Annotated in this window: 19 protein-coding genes; 2 read left to right on the plus strand and 17 right to left on the minus strand. The window is 70.2% G+C overall.

The features are described from left to right. Positions 1 to 58: 58 nt before the first annotated feature. The 3 genes from dnaG to dusB are packed head-to-tail and all read right to left on the minus strand — an operon-like array spanning position 59 to position 4,525. The gene (dnaG, locus tag AC3ENQ_RS00640) at positions 59 to 1,927 is read right to left on the minus strand and encodes a DNA primase (RefSeq protein ID WP_431800716.1); all 1,869 of its coding nucleotides are present in this window, start codon (positions 1,925 to 1,927) and stop codon (positions 59 to 61) included. Continuing rightward, entirely contained in the window at positions 1,927 to 3,315 is a 1,389-nt protein-coding gene (locus AC3ENQ_RS00645; protein ID WP_431800718.1) for a deoxyguanosinetriphosphate triphosphohydrolase, read from the minus strand. Before AC3ENQ_RS00645 ends, dnaG begins: the two co-directional genes overlap by 1 nt. After that, positions 3,305 to 4,525 (minus strand): tRNA dihydrouridine synthase DusB, encoded by a 1,221-nt coding sequence (dusB, locus tag AC3ENQ_RS00650; protein WP_431800720.1) that lies wholly within the window; start codon positions 4,523 to 4,525, stop codon positions 3,305 to 3,307. Before dusB ends, AC3ENQ_RS00645 begins: the two co-directional genes overlap by 11 nt. Before the next feature lie 62 nt (positions 4,526 to 4,587). Between dusB and AC3ENQ_RS00655 the strand changes: the two genes are divergently transcribed. Continuing rightward, on the plus strand, positions 4,588 to 5,091 hold the full coding sequence (locus AC3ENQ_RS00655; RefSeq protein WP_431800721.1) for a glutathione peroxidase: 504 nt from the start codon (positions 4,588 to 4,590) through the stop codon (positions 5,089 to 5,091). Between the two features lie 73 nt (positions 5,092 to 5,164). Here the strand turns inward: AC3ENQ_RS00655 and AC3ENQ_RS00660 are convergent, their stop codons facing one another. The 4 genes from AC3ENQ_RS00660 to recO all read right to left on the minus strand — a co-directional run bounded on the left by AC3ENQ_RS00660 (position 5,165) and on the right by recO (position 8,717). Then, positions 5,165 to 6,334 (minus strand): hypothetical protein, encoded by a 1,170-nt coding sequence (locus AC3ENQ_RS00660; protein WP_431800723.1) that lies wholly within the window; start codon positions 6,332 to 6,334, stop codon positions 5,165 to 5,167. A 115-nt stretch (positions 6,335 to 6,449) separates the two neighbouring features. Further along, on the minus strand, positions 6,450 to 7,136 hold the full coding sequence (locus AC3ENQ_RS00665) for a DsbA family oxidoreductase (RefSeq protein ID WP_431800725.1): 687 nt from the start codon (positions 7,134 to 7,136) through the stop codon (positions 6,450 to 6,452). A 40-nt stretch (positions 7,137 to 7,176) separates the two neighbouring features. Continuing rightward, a complete protein-coding gene (locus tag AC3ENQ_RS00670; RefSeq protein WP_431800727.1) occupies positions 7,177 to 7,980 on the minus strand; it encodes an isoprenyl transferase in 804 nt (267 codons plus the stop codon). After that, the gene (gene recO, locus AC3ENQ_RS00675) at positions 7,977 to 8,717 is read right to left on the minus strand and encodes a DNA repair protein RecO (RefSeq protein WP_431800729.1); all 741 of its coding nucleotides are present in this window, start codon (positions 8,715 to 8,717) and stop codon (positions 7,977 to 7,979) included. Before recO ends, AC3ENQ_RS00670 begins: the two co-directional genes overlap by 4 nt. A gap of 77 nt (positions 8,718 to 8,794) precedes the next feature. Here recO and AC3ENQ_RS00680 point away from each other — a divergent pair, with 77 nt between their 5' ends. Continuing rightward, complete coding sequence (locus AC3ENQ_RS00680) at positions 8,795 to 9,490, plus strand: trimeric intracellular cation channel family protein (protein WP_431800731.1); 696 nt, start codon at positions 8,795 to 8,797, stop codon at positions 9,488 to 9,490. Between the two features lie 199 nt (positions 9,491 to 9,689). On the opposite strand, the gene leuA is transcribed toward AC3ENQ_RS00680, so the two are convergent. The 10 genes from leuA to hrcA all read right to left on the minus strand — a co-directional run bounded on the left by leuA (position 9,690) and on the right by hrcA (position 19,501). Beyond that, the gene (leuA, locus tag AC3ENQ_RS00685; protein WP_431800733.1) at positions 9,690 to 11,450 is read right to left on the minus strand and encodes a 2-isopropylmalate synthase; all 1,761 of its coding nucleotides are present in this window, start codon (positions 11,448 to 11,450) and stop codon (positions 9,690 to 9,692) included. A 174-nt stretch (positions 11,451 to 11,624) separates the two neighbouring features. Continuing rightward, positions 11,625 to 12,242, minus strand: coding sequence for a hypothetical protein (locus AC3ENQ_RS00690; protein WP_431800735.1), 618 nt, complete (start codon positions 12,240 to 12,242; stop codon positions 11,625 to 11,627). A gap of 77 nt (positions 12,243 to 12,319) precedes the next feature. Then, positions 12,320 to 13,213 (minus strand): GTPase Era, encoded by an 894-nt coding sequence (gene era / locus AC3ENQ_RS00695; RefSeq protein ID WP_431800737.1) that lies wholly within the window; start codon positions 13,211 to 13,213, stop codon positions 12,320 to 12,322. Further along, positions 13,210 to 14,550, minus strand: coding sequence for a hemolysin family protein (locus AC3ENQ_RS00700; RefSeq protein ID WP_431800739.1), 1,341 nt, complete (start codon positions 14,548 to 14,550; stop codon positions 13,210 to 13,212). Before AC3ENQ_RS00700 ends, era begins: the two co-directional genes overlap by 4 nt. Continuing rightward, positions 14,547 to 15,014: an rRNA maturation RNase YbeY gene (gene ybeY, locus AC3ENQ_RS00705; RefSeq protein ID WP_431800741.1), complete on the minus strand. Its 468-nt coding sequence runs from the start codon at positions 15,012 to 15,014 to the stop codon at positions 14,547 to 14,549. The genes AC3ENQ_RS00700 and ybeY overlap by 4 nt, the downstream gene beginning before the upstream one ends. Then, the gene (locus AC3ENQ_RS00710) at positions 15,011 to 16,054 is read right to left on the minus strand and encodes a PhoH family protein (protein ID WP_431801708.1); all 1,044 of its coding nucleotides are present in this window, start codon (positions 16,052 to 16,054) and stop codon (positions 15,011 to 15,013) included. Before AC3ENQ_RS00710 ends, ybeY begins: the two co-directional genes overlap by 4 nt. A gap of 64 nt (positions 16,055 to 16,118) precedes the next feature. Further along, positions 16,119 to 16,466, minus strand: coding sequence for a histidine triad nucleotide-binding protein (locus tag AC3ENQ_RS00715; protein WP_431800743.1), 348 nt, complete (start codon positions 16,464 to 16,466; stop codon positions 16,119 to 16,121). 71 nt (positions 16,467 to 16,537) lie between these two features. Next, positions 16,538 to 17,284 (minus strand): 16S rRNA (uracil(1498)-N(3))-methyltransferase, encoded by a 747-nt coding sequence (locus AC3ENQ_RS00720; RefSeq protein WP_431800745.1) that lies wholly within the window; start codon positions 17,282 to 17,284, stop codon positions 16,538 to 16,540. A 14-nt stretch (positions 17,285 to 17,298) separates the two neighbouring features. Continuing rightward, entirely contained in the window at positions 17,299 to 18,411 is a 1,113-nt protein-coding gene (dnaJ, locus tag AC3ENQ_RS00725; RefSeq protein ID WP_431801710.1) for a molecular chaperone DnaJ, read from the minus strand. 52 nt (positions 18,412 to 18,463) lie between these two features. Continuing rightward, positions 18,464 to 19,501, minus strand: a complete 1,038-nt coding sequence (gene hrcA, locus AC3ENQ_RS00730) for a heat-inducible transcriptional repressor HrcA (RefSeq protein WP_431800747.1) — start codon at positions 19,499 to 19,501, stop codon at positions 18,464 to 18,466. Positions 19,502 to 19,576 lie beyond the last annotated feature (75 nt).

A 19,576-nucleotide genomic window follows, 5' to 3' on the forward strand; every position in this document is an offset into this window, starting at 1 on the left:
ATCATCCTGCCCGGTTCGCGCGGCGGACGCCAGCGACAGGGACAGAACCGGCGCAGGGTCAGAACGCTTCGGTCAAGGTTCGGCGCAACGCGTCGAGGTCCCGCAGCCGCAGGCGCACGGCACGACCCTCTTCGGAGTCGGCGGGCAGTCGCTGGATGGCGCCGATGAGCTCGTGCTTGTCGCGGTCGACCGCGCGCACCCGCAGCCGCCGCGCGAGTGAGCGGGTCGAAACCTGCGCCTCGGCCTCGGTCAGCGCGGGGAACGAGGCGGTGAGCAGTTCGACAGCGAGCGACCGGTAGGGCTCTCGCACCGACTCGGCGGCCTGCGCCGCCCATCCGACGCGGACGCGATCGGGCTGTGCCTGGAGCGTCTGTCGCACGGCGTCGAGCGCGGGCACCTGCATCGGCAGCGCGAGCGCCGCATCGATCTCGGCGGCGTCGACGAGGTGCCCGTACTGCAGCACGCCCATGAGGGCGTCGCGTTCGAGAGCGGCGTCGGCCGTGCGCGGCAGCGACGCGAGCGTCACGCGCGTCGCCGGCGGGGGCGCACTCTCCTGCTCGGAGCCCTGGTCGCCTCGTCGCGCGCCGGGTGCGGCGGGCGCCTGGGGACTGCGCGCCGCCCGGGCGGCCCGCTCGACGGCCCGGTGGACCTCGCCGAGGTCCTCCCCCAGCCGGCGTGCGAGGACGTGCTCGTAGCGGCTGCGGATGCCGGAGTCCTTGATCTCGGCGACGATGGGTGCCGATGCCGCGAGAGCGGCGACGCGGCCCTCCACCGATGCCAGGTCGTGCCCGGCGATGCGCTGGTCGATGACGAACTCGAACAGCGGCGACTTGGTCTCGATCATCGAGCGGACGGCGGCGTCGCCGCGGTTCAGCCGGAGATCGCACGGGTCGAGACCCTCCGGTCCCGCGGCGACGTAGCTCTGCAGCGCTGACGTGCGCGCCTCGGCGAACGCGCGGACCGCGGCCTTCTGTCCCGCGGCATCCGGGTCGAACGTGAAGACGACTTCCCCCGTCGCCTCCGTTCCGACGATGCGGCCGACGACACGCATGTGTTCGGCGCCGAAGGCGGTGCCGCACGTCGCGACGGCGGTCGTGACACCGGCCAGGTGGCAGGCCATGACGTCGGTGTAGCCCTCGACGACGACGACGCGATGCGAGCGCGAGATGTCCTTCTTGGCGAGGTCGAGCCCGTAGAGGACCTGCGCCTTCTTGTAGATGGGCGTCTCGGGCGTGTTCAGGTACTTCGGGCCCTGGTCGTCGTCGTACAGGCGTCGCGCGCCGAAGCCGATCGTCTGCCCCGTCACGTCGCGGATGGGCCAGACGAGCCGACCGCGGAATCGGTCGTAGACGCCGCGCTGCCCCTGCGAGAGGAGCCCCGCCGCCACGAGCTCCTCGTCGGTGAACCCCTGCGACCTCAACGCGTCGCGCAGTCCGTTCCAGCCCTTAGGCGCGTACCCCACGCCGAAATGCGCCGCCGCGCCAGCGTCGAAGCCGCGCTCCCCGAGGAAGCGGCGGCCGGCGTCGGCTTCGGCCGTGGCCAGCTGCGCCCGGTACCACTCGGCGGCCGCGGTGTTTGCCTGGTAGAGGCGCGTGCGCCCGCTCGTCTCGGGAGCGGCGCCGCCGTCCTCGTAGTGCAGCGTGAAGCCGATCCGCGCCGCGAGCCGCTCGACGGCCTCGGTGAAGGAGAGGTGGTCCATCGCGCGGAGGAACGAGTACACATCGCCCGACTCTCCGCATCCGAAGCAGTGGTAGTACCCCACCTGCGGCCGAACGTGGAAGCTGGGGCTGCGCTCATCGTGGAAGGGACACAGCCCCTTCAGCGAACCGACGCCGGCGGATTTCAGCGCGACGCGTTCGCCGACGATGTCGGCGATGTTGGTGCGAGCCTTGACCTCTTCGACGTCGGCCTGGGCGATGCGCGCCATCAGGTCGCCTCGATCGGCCAGATGCCGGGGATCGGCTCGGGGAGCGCGAATCCGGGATGCGCGACGGCGCGCCCGTCGCTCGACCACAGACCCAGTTCGCGCAGGTCGACGGGCCCCACCAGACGCGCGTGCCACTCGATCGCGAAGCGGTCGGTGAGGGTCGCGACCTGGTCGACGACGACGCGCTTGCGTGCGGCATCCGTCTCGGCCGCACCGAAGTCTTCCGCGTGGACGCGGTCGAGGAGCTCGGGGCGCTCCCACAGAGCGGTCGCGAGGCGCTTCAGCACGCGACGCTGCTCCTTGTAGAGCCCCTTGCGGCCGTCGATCGAGACGACGAACGCGCCGATGATGCCTTTCAGCACCGCCATCTCGGCTTCGATGACGCGGGGCACGACCACGCGGCCGCGGTAGCGCGTCAGCGACGGGGCGGTGTAGTGCTCGCGCGTCGCGGTCGTCGCGGCGCGGGCGAAGCGCCCGATGAGGTCGGAGGTGAGGTTCTTGAGCCGCGCAACCGATGCCCGGTCGCCGGTGAACCAGGTGAGCCACTCCGGCATGCGGGTGAGACGGTACAGCGCGTCGGCGAGCTCGTCGCGGTCGAAGCCGTAGCCCACCCATGTCTGGATCGCAGTGAGGAGAGCCTCGCGCTCGCGGGGATCGGCGAGGCGCGCGGGATCGAGGTAGCCGTTCAGCACGGCGTCCTCGAAATCGTGCACGGAGTAGGCGATGTCGTCGGAGAGGTCCATGACCTCGGCTTCGATGCAGCGCAGGCGCCCGGGCGCGCCCTCGCGCATCCACCGGAACACCGGCTCGTCGTCGCGGTAGACGCCGAACTTGTCGCGTCCGCCGGGGTCGGGCACGGCGTGTTCGACGGTCCACGGATACTTGCACGTCGCGTCGAGGCTCGCCCGGGTGAGGTTGAGTCCGACGCTGCGGCCCTCGTCGTCGACGACCTTCGACTCCAGTCGGGAGAGGATGCGGAGCGTCTGCGCGTTTCCCTCGAAGCCGCCGATGTCGGATGCCCATTCGTTGAGCGCCCGCTCGCCGTTGTGTCCGAACGGCGGATGACCGATGTCGTGGCTCAAGCACGCCGTGTCGACGACGTCGGGTGAGAGCTCGAGGGCGATCGCGAGCTCTCGACCGACCTGGGCGACTTCTAGGGAGTGCGTGAGCCGGTTGCGCGCGAAGTCGGCGGGGCTCGCGGGGCTCAGCACCTGCGTCTTCGAGGCGAGGCGGCGCAGGGCTGCCGAGTGCAGCACGCGCGCGCGGTCGCGGGCGAAGCTGTCGCGGCGCGAGCGGTGGGTCTCGGGCAGGAATCGCTCGGCGTCGTGGTCGTCGTATCCGGCAGGCCGGCCGGGCGCGATGCCGACCGCGCCGCCGTCACCCGCCACTGGTGTCCAGTTCGGCGTCGGCGAGGGTCCGCGAGGCGTCGCCCGACATCTCGCGGGTCGAGAGCCACCCATCGGGCAGGGCCGGTCGCTTCGGCGTGCCGGCGCGGCCGCGCTGCCCCTCGGCCGCGGCTCCCGGGTAGGGCGCGGCGAGGTCGAGCGTCGCGATGAGGTCGTCGATCTCCGCGAGGGTCGAGACGGTGGCGAGAGCCGCGCGAGTGTCGCCACCGACGGGATAGCCCTTGAAGTACCACGCGACGTGTTTGCGGATGTCGCGGCATCCGCGCCCCTCGTCCTCGAAGAACTCGACGAGCAGCTCGGCGTGACGGCGGAAGGCGCCGGCGACGAAGCCCAGGGTGGCGTCGGGACGGATGCCGGGCGCTCCGAACGCGGTCGCGAGGTCGCCGAACAGCCACGGGCGCCCGAGGCAGCCGCGACCGACCACGACGCCGTCGCATCCGGTCTCGGCCATCATTCGTACGGCGTCGTCGGCCGACCAGATGTCGCCGTTGCCGAGCACCGGAACGCTCGTCACGGCCTGCTTCAGCTCGGCGATCGCGCTCCAATCGGCCTGGCCGGAGTAGAACTCCGCGGCCGTGCGGGCGTGCAGGGCGACCGCGGCGACCCCGGCATCCTCGGCGATGCGGCCCGCGTCGAGGAACGTCAGATGCTCGGAGTCGATGCCCTTGCGCATCTTCACGGTGAGAGGCACGTCGCCCGCCGCGCGCGCGGCGCGCGTGACGATGTCGCGGAAGAGCTCGGTCTTCCAAGGAAGCGCCGCTCCCCCGCCCTTGCGCGTCACCTTCGGCACGGGACAGCCGAAGTTCAGGTCGATGTGATCGGCGCGGTCCTCGTCGACGAGAAGGCGCACGGCGGCCTCGGTGGTCGCGGGGTCCACACCGTAGAGCTGGATCGAGCGCGGCGTCTCGGACTCGTGATGCGTGATGAGGCGCATCGTGGTCGCGTTCCGTTCGACGAGGGCACGGGTCGTGATCATCTCGCTCACGTAGAGCCCGGCGCCGTACTCACGGCACAGACGCCGGAACGCCGTGTTGGTGATCCCGGCCATCGGCGCGAGCACGACGGGGGCGTCCAAGGTGATCGGCCCGATCCGCAGCGGCGCCCCGGTGCTCAGCGACGCCGTGCTTAGCGACGCCGCGGGGGGCGCGCCGGGTACGCCGGGCGCGGAGGTGGGAGCGGTGAGCGTGGACATCCCTCCCATTCTCCCAGACTCCGTCGTGCCGGGGACGCCCGCACGGGCCTATCGTGGACAACATGACCGAGGCGACCACTGTGGACATCCGCAACATCAGCTATGTGGGCGCGGACGGCGCCGAGCACACGCTCGCCGAGTTCGGTGACAAAGCGGTGCTCGTCGTCAACGTCGCGTCGAAGTGCGGACTCACACCGCAGTACGAGCAGCTCGAGCAGTTGCAGAGGAGCTACGGCGATCGGGGTCTGCAGGTCGTCGGGTTCCCGTGCAACCAGTTCATGGGCCAGGAACCCGGATCGATGGACGAGATCCTCGACTACTGCGCCGTCACGTGGGGCGTGTCGTTCCCGATCGCCGACAAGATCAAGGTGAACGGCTCCCACGCCGCGCCCCTCTACAAGGCGCTCAAGAAGGCGAAGAACGCCGAAGGGGCGAAGGGCCCGGTCATGTGGAACTTCGAGAAGTTCCTCGTCGCCCCCGACGGCACCGTGCACCGCTTCCGGCCGCAGACGAAGCCCGACGCGCCCGAGATCATCGCCGCGATCGAGGCGAGCCTCCCGGCCTGAGCCCCGGCTCCCCGCCGGAACGGCGAAGGACAGTGTCCGCCGGCGCAGGCGGGGAATCGTTGTGCGGCTGGGGTCAGCGCGTGGGTTCCGACGACGCGGGAGCGTCGCCCGGCCCCGGCTGCTGCGGCGCCGCGGACGGCTGCCACGGAGCCTGAGCGCCCTGCGACTGCGTCGGCTGCGCGCCCTGGACCGGCGCGCCCTGGACCGGCGCGCCCTGGACCGGCGCGCCCTGGACCGGCGCGCCCTGGACCGGCGCGCCCTGGGCCGGTGCGCCCTGGACCGGTGCGCCCTGGACCGGTGCAGCCTGGGCCGGTGCGCCCTGGACCGGTGCAGCTTGAGGCTGAGCCCAGACCGCCTCGGGCTGAGCCGCGCCGTTCACCGGGGCGTTGTGCTCGCCCGTGACGGGCGCCGCCGAACCCTCCGTGCGCACCTTCGCCGCGGCGATGAAATACTGCACCGCACTGACGATCGTGAGGATCGCACCCGCCGCGAGCGGGTACCAGAACACCCGATACGTGTACTCACCGCTGGCATCCGGCTCTGCGCTGATCACCTGGAAGAACGGAATCGCCGCGCCGACGACGAAGAGGCCGGCCCAGACGACGACCATCCAGCGCATGCGCTGCAGGGAGGCCTGGTGGACGTTGCCCTTCTTGTCGGTCTTCGGCGGCAGGTACCCGCTCTGCTTGCGGGTGACGAGCGCGAAGACGAGGGCGAGCACGAGGAAGACGATCGCGATGATGAGCACCGTGAGCCACAGGCCGTACGCGGGGTCGCCGGCGGTCTTCAGGTACGCGTTGTAGTCGTCGACGGTCGACGTGTAAGCGTTGATCGCCGCCGTGAGATCGTTCTCCGCGGTGGCGAGGGCGGCGTCGTCCTGCGCGGTGAACGCATCGGCGATTCCGGCGGCCGCGGTCGCCATGTCGCCCGAGGCCGATGCGAATCTCTCCGCGAAACCCGCCACGTCGCCGCTCTGCTCGGACGCGATCTTGGTGAAGGCATCCTGCGCGTTCGTCGCCTCCGTCTCGAACGTCTGCGCGGCGGCGATGACCTCCTCGTTCGAGGTCGACTGGTCGCTGTAGACCGAGGTGAAGTCGTCGAGCGCGGTGCCGAGGTCGGCGTCGATGGCCACCATGTCGTCGTTCACGTCGGCGGATGCCGCGAGCGGAGCGCCGAGGGCGAGAAGGAGCGCGGCGAACAGGGCGATCATCGTGCGCCGGGCGTGCGTGAGGGGTGCCGTCATCGGTCACTCTTTCCGGGGGATCATCGGGATGCGCCGCGCGAACGCGCAACGCTCCGACTGTACGGCACCGGGCACGGCGACGGCCAGACTGCACCGCGGGGCGACGGCGGGGCGCTCAGCCTTGCGCGGTCTTCTCCGCCCAGACCTGACGGGCGATCTGCGCGAACGCCTCCGGGGGCTGCGCTCCGCTGACGCCGTACGTGCCGTCGATGACGAAGAACGGGACGCCCTGGATGCCGTAGGCCTGCGCCTGCGCCTGGTCGGCGCGGACGTCCGGGAGGTACCGGTTCGACTCGAGCGCGGTGCGTGCGGCATCCGCGTCGAGTCCCGCTTCGGCGGCGAGGTCGACGAGGTCGTCGATGCGACCGACATGGCGTCCCTCGGTGAAGTAGGCGGCCATCAGGCGCTCGGTCATCGCCCGCTGCGCGCCCTCGGATCCCGCGGCCTCCTGCGCTTTGGCGAAGTGCAGGAGCTCGTGCGCCTTGACGGTGTTCGTGTGCTTGAGGAGGTCGAAGCGGTACTCCAGCCCCGCGTTCGCGGCGACGCCGGTGACGTTCTCGAGCATCTCGCTGACGCGCTCGCGCGGCATGCCCTTGTGCCCGGCGAGGAAGTCGAGCTCGTCGCCGTCGAAGTCGACGGGCGTGTCGGGCGACAGCTCGAACGAGTGGAAGGTCACCTCCACCTGGGGGGCGTCCTCGTCGCTCGCGGCGACCTCCAGCCCCTTCTCGAGGTTCCGCTTGCCGATGTAGCACCACGGGCAGGCGATGTCGCTCCACACGTCGATCTTGATCTTGTCTGTCACCTCAGTGACAACCGCCGGGCGGTGCGGGGGTATTCCCGATTCACGCCGTGGGGGCGTCGACCGCGCCTCCGAAGCGGCGGTCGCGATCGAGGTAGATCTGGATCGCGTTCCAGAGGTCGACGCGAGAGAAGTCGGGCCAGAGCGTGTCGAGGAAGACCATCTCGGCATACGCCGACTCCCACAGCAGGAAGTTGGAGGTGCGCTGCTCGCCGCTCGAACGGAGGAACAGATCCACGTCGGGCATGTCGGGGACGTACAGGTGCTTGCGCATCGTCTTCTCGGTGATCGCCGACGGCTTGAGCCTTCCCGCCGCGATCTGCTCGCCCATCGCGCGCATCGCGTCGATGATCTCGTGCCGCCCGCCGTAGTTGATGCACATCGTGAGGGTGAGCACGTCGTTGGTGCGGGTGAGCTGCTCGGCGAACTGCAGTTCTTTGATCACCGAACCCCACAGGCGTGGCTTCCGACCCGCCCACCGGATGCGCACGCCCCACTCGTTGAGCTGATCGCGGCGACGGTGCAGCACGTCACGGTTGTAGCCCATGAGAAAGCGGACCTCGTCGGGAGAACGCGCCCAGTTCTCCGTCGAGAAGGCGTAGACGCTCAGGTGCTTCACTCCGGCCTGGATCGCCCCCGCGACGACGTCGAGGAGGACCTCTTCTCCGGCCCGGTGACCCTCGATGCGCGTGAGGCCCCGACGGTTGGCCCAGCGGCCGTTCCCGTCCATTACGATCGCGACGTGCCCGGGCACGCGGTTCTTGGGGAATGCGGGCGAGGACAGACCGGTCCAGTCGATCGGGCGGTAGGGGACGGCGTCGCGGTGGGTGTAGGGCTTTGGGCTCACGCGCGGCGCTCCGAACGGTTGTGGACGTGCGAGAGCGAACGGATGCCGCGCTCGAGGTGATACTGCGTGTACGCGGCGACGAGGCCGGAGGCCGCGGCGGATGCCGCATCGTGCGCGGTGTCGACGGCATCCCACTCCCCCGCGATCAGCGCCCGCAGCAGCGACCCGGTCTCGGGATGCACCCGCGCCGATCCGGCCGGTGCGCACGCGGAGCACACGGCGCCGCCGAGCTGCGCGACGAACCACTCGTGCGGGCCGGGGGCTCCGCAGCGCGCGCAGTCGGTGAGGGCGGGGGCCCAGCCCGAGAGCGCCATGGCGCGCAGGAGGTACGAGTCGAGGACGGAGCGCGGCGCGTGGCCGCCTTGCGAGAGCGTCCGGAGTCCGCCGACCAGCAGCAGGTACTGCTGCGGCGTCGCTTCAGCCTCGTTCAGGCGGTCGGCCGTCTCGACCATCGCGTGCGCCGACGTGTAGCGGTCGTAGTCGGCGGCGATGGGAGCGCCGTACGCGCCGAGCGACTCCGCCTGCTGCACGATGTCGAGGGTGCGCCCCTGGTAGAGCTGGACGTCGGCGACCATGAACGGCTCGAGCCGCGCCCCGAAGCGCGACGAGGTGCGGCGCACGCCCTTCGCGACGGCGCGGACCTTGCCGTGGCGACGGCTCAGCATCGTCACGATGCGGTCCGCCTCCCCGAGCTTGTGGGTACGCAGGACCACGACTTCGTCGCGGTATGTCGGCACCGCTCCATTATCCCCGCCCGCCCCGACACGGGACGTAGGGGCGCGGCGTTCGATCGGATACCACGACAATGGAACACGTGCCGAACGAAGTCTTCGTGATCCCCCTTTGGGCAGATCTTCTCGCCGTCGGTCTGGGCGGTGTGCAAGGTGCGCTGTTCGCGTCGGGCTTCATCGGACGCCAACGCCTCGACCTCATGGGGGTCGCGGTGATCGGCATCGTCATGGGGATGGGCGGAGGTCTCATCCGAGATTTCCTGCTGAATGTGAACCCGACCACGCTCCAGAGCAACTGGTACCTGATCACCGCCGTCGGCGCTGCGATCATCGGAATGCTGCTGGCCGGCTTCTTCCAACGCCTGAACAAGCTGATCGTCGGTCTGGACGCCGTCGTGGTGGGACTGTTCGGCGCATTCGGCACCTCCAAAGCGCTCGTCCTCGGGCTTCCCGTCGTGCCCGCCGTGTTCATCGGCGTGTGCGCCGCCGTCGGCGGCGGCATCCTGCGCGACGTCATCATGGGGCTGCCCGTGGCCATCATGCACGTGGGGTCGCTGTACGGTGTCGCCGCGTTCGTCGGCTGCTCGGTGCTGCCGTTCGCGGTCTGGCTCGGCGCACCGCTTCCGGTCGCGGCGGTGGTCACCGTCATCGTGACGACGGTCATCCGGCTGCTCGCCGTGATCTTCGACATCTCGCTCCCCGAGCAGCGCGCGCTCCACCGTCGGAAGGTCGCGATCGAGACGACCGCGATCCCGATCATCAAGCCGACCGAGGACTGACCCGCGTCGCACCGACGCGCCGCTGCGCGCGTCGCGCACCTGCCCCCAGCGCCTCTGGGCCGCCCTCCGCCCGCGAGACCGCCGGTTCTCGACGAGACCCGGCGAAGAGATCGGGGGTTTCGTCGAGAGAACGCGGTCTCGCGGGCTGGTGCCGCAGGCCGGTCTCGCGGGCTGGTGGGGCGGGGTGCCGCAGCGCGCGTCAGGCGGCGGCGAGGGCGCCGGCGCTCTCGCGGGTGCGGATTGCGCGGTTGACGCCCGACACGATCGCCTTGAGGGATGCCGTGGAGATGTCGCCGTCGATCCCGACGCCCCACAGCCGCTCGCCGTCGACCTGAAGCTCGACATAGGCCGCTGCCTGCGCGTCGCCTCCGGCCGAAAGCGTGTGCTCGACGTAGTCATACAGGGTGATGTCGAAGCCCTGCGCGCGGACGACCTCGATGAACGCCGAGACGGGACCGTTGCCGACGCCGCGGGTCGCGACCTCGCGGTCGCCGTCGCGCAGCGTGACCTCGAGCGAGACCTCGCCTGACATGTCGCTCTGCGTGCGGGTCGAGAGCAGCTCGTACCGGCCCCACTTCTCGTCGGCGACCTCGGCGGGCAGGTACTCGTCGGTGAAGGCGGCCCAGATCTGCTCGCTCGAGACCTCACCGCCTTCGGCATCCGTCTTCGCCTGCACGACGCCGGAGAACTCGATCTGGAGCTTTCGCGGCAGGTCCAGCGCGTGGTCGGTCTTCAGCAGGTACGCGACGCCGCCCTTGCCCGACTGGGAGTTGACGCGGATGACCGCCTCGTACGAGCGCCCGAGATCCTTCGGGTCGATCGGCAGGTACGGCACGGCCCACTCGATGTCGTCGACGGTGACACCGGATGCCTGGGCTGCGGCATCCATCGCCTCGAAGCCCTTCTTGATCGCGTCCTGGTGCGAGCCGCTGAACGCCGTGAACACCAGGTCACCCGCCCAGGGGCTGCGCTCGTGCACGGGCAGCTGGTTGCAGTACTCGGCCGTCCGCTTGACGTGGTCGATGTCGCTGAAGTCGATCTGCGGGTCGATCCCCTGCGTCAGCAGGTTGATCCCGAGGGCGACGAGGTCGACGTTGCCGGTGCGCTCACCGTTGCCGAACAGGCATCCTTCGATGCGGTCGGCGCCGGCCATGTAGCCGAGCTCGGCGGCGGCGATCGCGGTGCCGCGGTCGTTGTGCGGGTGCAGCGAGAGGATGACGTTCTCGCGGTGGTTCAGGTGCCGGCTCATCCACTCGATGGAGTCGGCGTAGACGTTGGGGGTCGCCATCTCGACGGTCGCGGGCAGGTTGATGATGACCTTCCGCGCGGGCGTCGGCTCGAAGATCTCGAGCACCTGGTTGCAGACGTCGGCCGCGAACTCCAGCTCGGTGCCCGTGTACGACTCGGGCGAGTACTCGTAGTACACGGTCGTCTCGGGGATCGACTTCTCGTACCGGCGGCACAGGCGCGCGCCCTCGAGAGCGATGTCGACGATGCCCTGCTGATCGGTGCGGAAGACGACCTCGCGCTGCAGGACGCTCGTCGAGTTGTACAGGTGCACGATCGCCTGCTTGGCGCCCGCGATCGCCTCGTAGGTACGGGCGATGAGGTGCTCGCGCGCCTGCGTCAGCACCTGGATCGTCACGTCAGCGGGGATCGCGCCGTCTTCGATGAGCTGGCGCACGAAGTCGAAATCGGTCTGCGAGGCCGACGGGAAGCCGACCTCGATCTCCTTGTACCCCATGCCGACCAGCAGGTCGAACATGATGCGCTTGCGCTCGGGGCTCATCGGGTCGATGAGCGCCTGGTTGCCGTCGCGGAGGTCGACGGCGCACCAGCGCGGCGCGGTCGTGATGCGGGCGTCGGGCCACGTGCGATCGGGTAGGTGGACGCGGATCTGCTCGTGGTACGGGCGGTACTTGTGGACCGGCGCGGTGGAGGGCTTCTGGTTGTTGTCCATGATGGGGTCGCTTCTCTCGTCTGCTGAGTGCGGGCCAGGGTGCGAGGGGTGCGAACCAACGCGAAGCGCCGCGACGAGGAAGGCCCTAGATCGAGGCCTCGTCGCGGCAGCTAAGAAGAAGCTGGCCGAAGCGCATGGGGACAGAGTACACCCGGATGCCGAGGGTGCAGAACCTCAGGACGCCGCGTGCGCATCCATCCGGTGCTGCGCGGCGGCGGTGCCCAGCTCGACGCGCGCACCGGGGTGGGTCCAGTAGAAGTGCAGGACGGTGTAGACGAGGTTCGGCGACGCGTCGAGTACTGAGGTGGCGATATCCCAGTGCCGGTGCGCCGTCTCGATGCGCAGGATCGGCACGTGCGCGCGGGCCTTCCGGACGGCGTTGCCCGCGTTCGTGTGTGTCGCGCGCACGGCGGTCACCTCGTTCCACGGCACGTCGACGTCCGCCTTCTGCATCCGCAGGAAGATCCCGGTCGGGCCGAGCGCCACGCACTCCCGGTTGCCCCAGGACCCGCGGGAGCGGATCGCGGTGAGCGCATTGACGAACGTCGCGAGGAAGAAGAGGCCGAGGAGTCCGAAGACGACAGCGATGACATACGGCACCGGTCCCTGCGTCGCGGCGGTCGTGCCGGCCTGGGCGAGGACCATCCACACGAGCGCGCCGAAGAACACGGCGATGACGCCCAGCGCGACAACGAGGACGATGGGCGGACGGCGCAGGAGGGCGACGTGCACCGTCCCGTCGGGGGCGCGCCGGAACGTGCGATTGAACAGTTCCGCCGGGAGTAGGAGCATCGGCTTTCGCGAGGCGCGTGGGCCCGCCCAGCCGGACGGGATCACGGGAATGCGGGGGTCGGGAAGGGCCATGTCGCTCAGAAGCCCAGCCGTCCGAGCTGCTTCGGGTCACGCTGCCATTCCTTGGCGACGCGCACGTGCAGCTTGAGGAACACCTTCGTGCCGACGAGCGGCTCGATCTGGGCGCGGGCGCGGGCGCCGACGTCACGCAGGCGCGACCCCTTGTTCCCGATGATGATCGCCTTCTGACTGTCGCGCTCGACGACGACGTTCGCGTGGATGTCGGTCATCGAGCCCGTGTCGCGCTCGGAGATGTCCTCGATCGTCACGGCGATCGAGTGCGGCAGCTCGTCGCGGACGCCCTCGAGAGCCGACTCGCGGATGATCTCGGCGATCCGGTCCTCGAGGGACTCATCGGTGACGACGCCCTCCTCGTAGAGCGCGGGGCCCTCGGGCATGAGGGAGAGCAGCTCGTCGGCGAGGACGTCGAGCTGTTCGCCCGCCACGGCGGAGATCGGGATGACGGCATCCCAGTCCTCCCGAAGGCTGTCGGCCTCCATGAGGCGTTCGGTGATCTGGTCGCGTGAGGCGAGGTCGGTCTTCGTGACGACGGCGACCTTCTTCGCGCGCGGGTATCCGTCGAGGGATGCCGCGATGCGCCGGTCGCCGGGGCCCACCTTCTCGGTGGCGGGCACGAGGAAGCAGATCGCATCGACGTCGCCGAGCACCTGCTCGACGAGGTCGTTGAGGCGCTCACCGAGAAGTGTCCGTGGCTTGTGGATGCCGGGAGTGTCGACGATGACGAGCTGGCCGCCCGGACGGTTCACGATGCCGCGGATCGCGCGACGGGTCGTCTGCGGCTTGTCGGAGGTGATCGCGACCTTCTCGCCGACGAGTGCGTTGGTGAGCGTCGACTTCCCGACATTCGGGCGCCCGACGAAGGTCACGAATCCGGATCGGAACTCCGTCATCGGTCCTCCCCTTTCTGCTTCTGCGTCGGGATGCTCCCGGTGCGCGGATGGCGTCCGCCGAACGCCGAGTCGGCGGCCTCGAGCGCGGGTGTCGCCTCGACGAAAACGGTCGCAAGGCCGCGTCCTCGTCCGCGCGAGGTGCCCCCGGTCATGAGGATGCCCCCGTACTCGGCGGTCGCGCCGGGAAGGGGGATGCGGCCGAGCTGCTTGCCGAGGAGACCGCCGATCGAGTCGACGTCCTCGTCTTCGAGGTCGATGCCGAACAGGTCGCCCACCTCGTCGAGGCCCAGGCGCGCGCTGACGCGGTAGCGCCCGTCGCCGAGGTCGACGACCTCGTTCGAGCGCGGGTCGTACTCGTCGGAGATTTCACCGACGAGCTCTTCGATGAGGTCCTCGAGCGTCACGAGTCCCGACACTCCGCCGTACTCGTCGACGACGAGGCACACGTGCACGGCATCCCGCTTCATCTGCTGCAGGAGTGTCTCGGCCTTCATCGACTCGGGCACGAAGACTGCGGGGCGGGCGATCTGCGCGACGGGCGCGTCGCGCCAGGCCGACTCGTCGCGGAACGCGAACTGCACGAGGTCTTTGAGGTAGACGACGCCGGTGATGTCGTCGGCCTCGCCGTCGGCGATCGGCACGCGCGAGACGCCCTTGTCGAGGAAGAGCCGCATCGCCTCCTGCGTCGTGTCGGCGCCGTCCATCGTCACCATGTCAGTGCGCGGAACCATGACCGAGCGGACGAAGGTGTCGGTGAAGTCGAACACGGAATGGATGAGCTCGCGGTCGTCCTCTTCGATGAGGTCTTGCGAAGCGGCCTCGTCGACCATCGACAGCAGCTGCTCCTCGCTCGCGAACGAGGCGCCACGGTGGACACCCGGCGTGACGCGGTTGCCGAGGAGCACGAGCAGGTGCGCGAGCGGTCCGAGGAGGATTCGCGCGCCGCGGATCACCGGTGCGCACGCGCGGAGAAGCCCGCGCGCGTGCTCGCGGCCGACGGCCCGGGGGCTCGCGCCGACGAGCACGAAGGAGACGACGGTCATGAGGATCGCCGCGGCGAGCATCGCGAGCCAGATGTTGTCGAAGATGAGGAGAAAGGCGACCGTGACCAGCACGGCGGCGGTGGTCTCGGCGAGGATGCGGATGAAGACGACAGCGTTGCCGTGCGCGGCGGGGTCGTCGGCGATCTTGGCGAGCGCCTGACCGTTGGGGTTCGTCGCCGACATGTCGTACAGGTCGCCGCGCGAGGTGACCCCGAGCGCCGCGTCGAGCGCGGCCATGAGTCCGCCGAGGGCGACGAGGAGCGCCGCCGCGATGAGGAGGAGGGCCTCGGTCATGCGCGTCGGCGGCGTTCGGAGGCCGCGAACGAGGCGATGAGCTCCCGCTGCAGGCCGAACATCTCGCGCTCCTCCTCGGGCTCGGCGTGGTCGAAGCCGAGGAGGTGCAGCGTGCCGTGGGTCGTCAGGAGGATGAGCTCGTCGAGGGTCGAGTGCTTCGCCGCCTGCGCCTGCGTCTCGGCGACCTGCGGGCAGAGGACGATGTCGCCGAGCAGGCCCGGGGGCGTCGGCTGCTCCTGGGTGCCGGGGCGCAGCTCGTCCATCGGGAAGCTCAGCACGTCGGTGGGACCCGGCTCGTCCATCCACTGCACGTGGAGGGCTTCCATGGCGCCTTCGTCGACGAGGAGGATCGCGACGTCGGCATCCGGGCTCACGTGCAGCTCTGCGAGGTTGTGCTCGGTGAGGCGCAGGAGCACCGTCTCATCGACGTCGACACCCGACTCGTTCGTGATCTCGATCGTCATGACATGCCTCGCTTCGGAAGGTGGTCCCGGGGGCCGCCGGGGCGGGACTGTCCGCGGCGCTCGGCGCGGTTACCCTGCCGCTGCGCGTTCATAGCGGATGCCTCGTCACGCTCGCGCCGCGAGGCGAGCCGCTGCTCGTCGTACTCCGTGTAGGCGTCGACGATGCGGCCGACGAGCGTGTGCCGCACGACATCGTCGCTCGTGAGGTAGCTGAAGTGGATGTCGTCGATGTCCTTGAGGACGCGCGTCACGAGGCGGAGCCCGGATGCCCCCTGCGGCAGGTCGATCTGCGTGATGTCGCCGGTGACGACCATGCGCGTGCCGAAGCCGAGACGGGTGAGGAACATCTTCATCTGCTCGGGCGTGGTGTTCTGCGCCTCGTCGAGCACGACGAACGAGTCGTTGAGCGTCCGCCCGCGCATGTAGGCGAGCGGGGCGACTTCGATGGTGCCGGATGCCATGAGCTTCGGCACGATCTCGGGGTCCATCATCTCGTTGAGCGCGTCGTAGAGCGGACGCAGGTAGGGGTCGATCTTGTCGGTGAGGGTGCCGGGGAGGAACCCGAGCCGCTCACCGGCCTCGATCGCCGGGCGGCTCAGGATGATGCGGCTGACCTCCTTGCGCTGGAGCGCTTGGACGGCCTTCGCCATCGCGAGGTAGGTCTTGCCGGTGCCGGCGGGACCGATGCCGAACGTGATCGTGTTCTCCTCGATCGCATCGACGTACGCCTTCTGACCGAGGGTCTTCGGGCGGATGACGCGGCCGCGCGACGAGAGGATCGCCTCGCCCAGCACTTCCGACGGGCGCTGGCCGGTGTCACCCCGGAGGATGCGCTCGCTCGAGGCGACGTCGGAGGGGTCGAGTCCGTGACCGGTCCGCGAGAGGGCGATGAGCTCTTCGACGAGCGCTCGCGCGCGCGCGACGGCATCCGCATGCCCGCTCAAAGTGATCTCGTTGCCGCGCACGTGCACTTGCACGTCGGGGTGCTCTCGCTCGACGACGCGCAGGAGCCGGTCCTGCGGCCCGAGCAGCTGGACCATCGCGACGCCGTCGGCGTAGATGCGCTCGACGACCTCGGCGGTGTCGGGCCCGGTCTCGGGAGCGTCAGCCACCCAGGCTCCCTTCGGTAAGGCCGCCGGCGAGGACATGGGCGTGGACATGGAACACCGTCTGCCCGGCGCCCTCGCCCGTGTTGAACACGAGGCGGAAATCGCCGTCGCCGTACTCGGCGGCGACGGTGTTCGCGAGCCCGACCATCTCCGTGAGGAGCGCCGGGTCTCCCGCGGCGAGCTCGACGACGTTCCGGTACTGCGGGTCTTTCGGGATGACGAGCAAATGCACCGGCGCCTTGGGCGCGATGTCGCGGATCGCGAAGACGTTCTCGGTCTCGGCGATGATCTCAGAGGGGATCTCCCCCTCGAGGATCCGGGTGAAGATCGACGGCTCGCTCATGCCTCCCAGTCTATGGGCCGGTGCCCGGCCGGTGGCGGGGCACCCTCGCTCAGCGGGCTCCGGAGCGGCGGCTACCAGCGGCCGAGGCGGGCGTTCAGGAGTGCGAGCGCGGCGGGCCCTGCCGTCGAGGTGCGCAGGACGGTGTCGCCGAGGCGTACGAGCGTAGCGCCGGCATCCTGCAGCGCGTCGAGCTCCTCCGGGGTGATGCCACCCTCGGGGCCGACGACGAGCACGATGTCGCGCTCGACGTCGTCGAGGACCAGCGTGGACAGCGGGGTGGATGCCGTCGGCTCCAGCACCAGCAGGCGCGCGTCCGCGCGCCGCGCAAGCTGCGCTGACGTGACCGGCTCCGAGACGGCGGGAACCCACGCACGGTGGGCCTGCTTCGCCGCTTCGCGCACGATCTGCTGCCAGCGGGCGACGCCCTTGAGCGCCTTCTCGGCCGACCAGCGCGAGACGCTCCGCGATGCCTGCCACGGCACGACCTCGTCGACGCCGAGCTCCGTCGCCGCCTGGATCGCGAGCTCGTCGCGGTCGCCCTTCGCGAGCGCCTGCACGAGCACGAGCCGGGGGGACGCCGCGGACACGTCCCGGCGTGCGTCGACCCGGACCATGACGCGCTTCGGCGCGACCTCTGTCACCGCGCCGCTCAGCCAGACCCCACGGCCGTCGCCGACCGTGACCTCTTCGCCGACGCGCACGCGGCGGACGACGGCGGCGTGGTGCGCCTCGCCGCCCGACAGCTCGACGGTCGAACCGGCCACGGCGCCGGCGACATGCGCCGCCTGCGCATCGTCGACGAGGAAGTGCAGCGCCATGATGTCTTCCGGGGTCAGCCGCGGAAGCGGTCGCGGAGCTTCGAGAACAAGCCCTGGTGGAACTGGGCCAGCTGCGGCGCGGGCGCCTTCGTCTTCTTCGCGAAGTCCTCGATGAGGGCGCGCGACTTGGCATCCAGCTTCGTGGGCGTCACGACCTGCACGCCGACCCGCAGGTCGCCGCGGTTGCCGCCGCGCAGCGGGGTGATGCCGCGACCCTTGATCGTGAGCACGTCGCCCGACTGCACACCCGCGCGTACCTCGAGGTCGACTTCGCCGTCGAGCGACGAGATGGTCGTCGCGGCGCCGAGGATCGCGTCGGGCATCGAGACCTCGAGCGTTGCGAGCAGGTCATCGCCGTCGCGGCTGAAGACGTCGTCGTGGGCGACGGTGATCTCGAGGTACAGGTCGCCGTTCGGACCGCCGGCGGGGCCGACCTCGCCCGAGCCGGGCAGCTGCAGGCGCAGCCCCGTCTCGACGCCGCCGGGGATGTCGACCGACACGGTGCGGCGTGCCCGCACGCGGCCCTGCCCCTGGCACGTCGCGCAGGGGTACGGGATCGTCGTGCCGTAACCCTGGCACGTCGTGCACAGCTGCGAGGTGACGACGTTGCCGAGGAGACTCCGGACCGTGCGCTGGACCTGGCCCGAGCCGTGGCAGATGTCGCACGTCACCGGCTGGGTGCCCGGCTGGCAGCACGAGCCCTCGCACGTCTCGCAGAGCACCGCGGTGTCGACCTCGATGTCGCGGTGCGTGCCGAAGACGACGTCCTTCAGGTCCAACGTGACGCGCACCAAGGCATCCTGGCCCCGCTCGCGTCGCGAGCGCGGACGGCCCTGGCGTGAGCCGCCCCCTCCGAAGAACGTCTCGAAGATGTCGCCGAACCCGCCGAAGCCCGCTGCGCCTGCGCCGCCGAACGGCGACCCGTCGCCGCCGATATCATAGCGCTGACGCTGCTCGGGGTCGCTGAGGACGTCGTAGGCGTGGGTGACGAGCTTGAAGCGCTCGGATGCGTCCGCGCCGGGATTCACGTCGGGGTGGAGTTCGCGTGCGAGACGCCGGTACGCCTTCTTGATCTCTTCGGGGCTCGCATCGCGCGAGACGCCGAGTACTTCGTAGTGGTCGGCCACGATCGCCTTTCCTGCCCCGGAGGGCACGATGGGTGTCTGTCGGGCGCGCCTGTCAGCGGGACGTGTCGTCCTCGTCGAGCAGGCGGCTCAGATAATGCGCGACGGCGCGGACCGCCGCGAGGTTGGTGGGATAGTCCATGCGGGTGGGGCCGAGCAGACCCACGCGCGAGCGGGTCCCGGCGCCGTCGTAGTCACTCGTCACGACGGATGCCTCAACGAGCCCGAACGGCGCGTTCTCGCGCCCGATCGACGCGGCGAGCCCCTGCTCGTCGGCGACCATCTCCCCCATGAGGCGAAGCAGGGTCACCTGCTCCTCGATGGCCTCCAGCAGCGGGTAGATGCTGCCGCGGAAGTCGCCCTCACGCTTGGCGAGGGTCGCGCTTCCGGCCATCACGAGCTTGTCCTGGCGGAAGTCGTCGAGCTCCTCCGCGACGATGCGGGCAACGGTGCGCACCGCCTCGTCGACGCGCGTGTGCGCGGGCGCCGAGGCCGTCAGGTCGGCGATCGCCTGCGCCGCGTCGGCGACGGGCTTGCCGGTGACGAGAGCGGCGATGGATGCCTTGACCTGCGCGACCTCCTCGGCATCCAGCTCGCCCTGTAAGAACGCGACGCGCTGTGAGACGCGCCCCGTGTCGGTGACGACGATCACGACGACGCGCGTGCCGCCCAGGTGCACGAACTCGACGTGCGACACGCTCGCGCGCGCGACCGACGGGTACTGCACGATCGCGACCTGGCCCGTCAGCTGCGTGAGCGCGCGGACGGTGCGGGTGAGCAGGTCGTCGAGGTCGACCGCCTCGGTGAGGAACGTCGAGATCGCGGCGCGCTGCCCGCCCGAGAGGGGACGGAGCTCGGCGAGGTGATCGACGAAGACGCGGTAGCCCTTGTCGGTCGGGACGCGCCCGGACGAGGTGTGCGGGGCGGCGATCAGCTCTTCGTCCTCGAGGAGGGCCATGTCGTTGCGGATCGTGGCGGCGGACACCCCGAACTGATGGCGATCGACGATCGCCTTGCTGCCGACCGGTTCGTTCGTGTCGACGTAGTCCTGCACGATCGCGCGGAGGACGCGCAGGCCGCGTTCCGAGACCATCGCTTCCTCCTCTGCACACGTGACAGGCGCCGATCTGGCACTCCAGGTGTTCGAGTGCCAATCCTAGCGCGAGCA

It is taken from the genome of Microbacterium sp. bgisy203, assembly GCF_057706945.1.

What these genes read in the sequence shown, in the direction of transcription:
- dnaG (WP_431800716.1), bottom strand. Translation starts at nt 1,927, where the DNA reads ATGGCGCGCATCGCCCAGGCCGACGTCGAAGAGGTCAAGGCTCGCACC.
- dusB (WP_431800720.1), bottom strand. Translation starts at nt 4,525, where the DNA reads ATGTCCACGCTCACCGCTCCCACCTCCGCGCCCGGCGTACCCGGCGCG.
- AC3ENQ_RS00655 (WP_431800721.1), top strand. Translation starts at nt 4,588, where the DNA reads ATGACCGAGGCGACCACTGTGGACATCCGCAACATCAGCTATGTGGGC.
- AC3ENQ_RS00660 (WP_431800723.1), bottom strand. Translation starts at nt 6,334, where the DNA reads ATGACGGCACCCCTCACGCACGCCCGGCGCACGATGATCGCCCTGTTC.
- leuA (WP_431800733.1), bottom strand. Translation starts at nt 11,450, where the DNA reads ATGGACAACAACCAGAAGCCCTCCACCGCGCCGGTCCACAAGTACCGC.
- AC3ENQ_RS00690 (WP_431800735.1), bottom strand. Translation starts at nt 12,242, where the DNA reads ATGCTCCTACTCCCGGCGGAACTGTTCAATCGCACGTTCCGGCGCGCC.
- era (WP_431800737.1), bottom strand. Translation starts at nt 13,213, where the DNA reads ATGACGGAGTTCCGATCCGGATTCGTGACCTTCGTCGGGCGCCCGAAT.
- AC3ENQ_RS00700 (WP_431800739.1), bottom strand. Translation starts at nt 14,550, where the DNA reads ATGACCGAGGCCCTCCTCCTCATCGCGGCGGCGCTCCTCGTCGCCCTC.
- ybeY (WP_431800741.1), bottom strand. Translation starts at nt 15,014, where the DNA reads ATGACGATCGAGATCACGAACGAGTCGGGTGTCGACGTCGATGAGACG.
- AC3ENQ_RS00710 (WP_431801708.1), bottom strand. Translation starts at nt 16,054, where the DNA reads ATGGTCCAGCTGCTCGGGCCGCAGGACCGGCTCCTGCGCGTCGTCGAG.
- AC3ENQ_RS00715 (WP_431800743.1), bottom strand. Translation starts at nt 16,466, where the DNA reads ATGAGCGAGCCGTCGATCTTCACCCGGATCCTCGAGGGGGAGATCCCC.
- AC3ENQ_RS00720 (WP_431800745.1), bottom strand. Translation starts at nt 17,284, where the DNA reads ATGGCGCTGCACTTCCTCGTCGACGATGCGCAGGCGGCGCATGTCGCC.
- hrcA (WP_431800747.1), bottom strand. Translation starts at nt 19,501, where the DNA reads ATGGTCTCGGAACGCGGCCTGCGCGTCCTCCGCGCGATCGTGCAGGAC.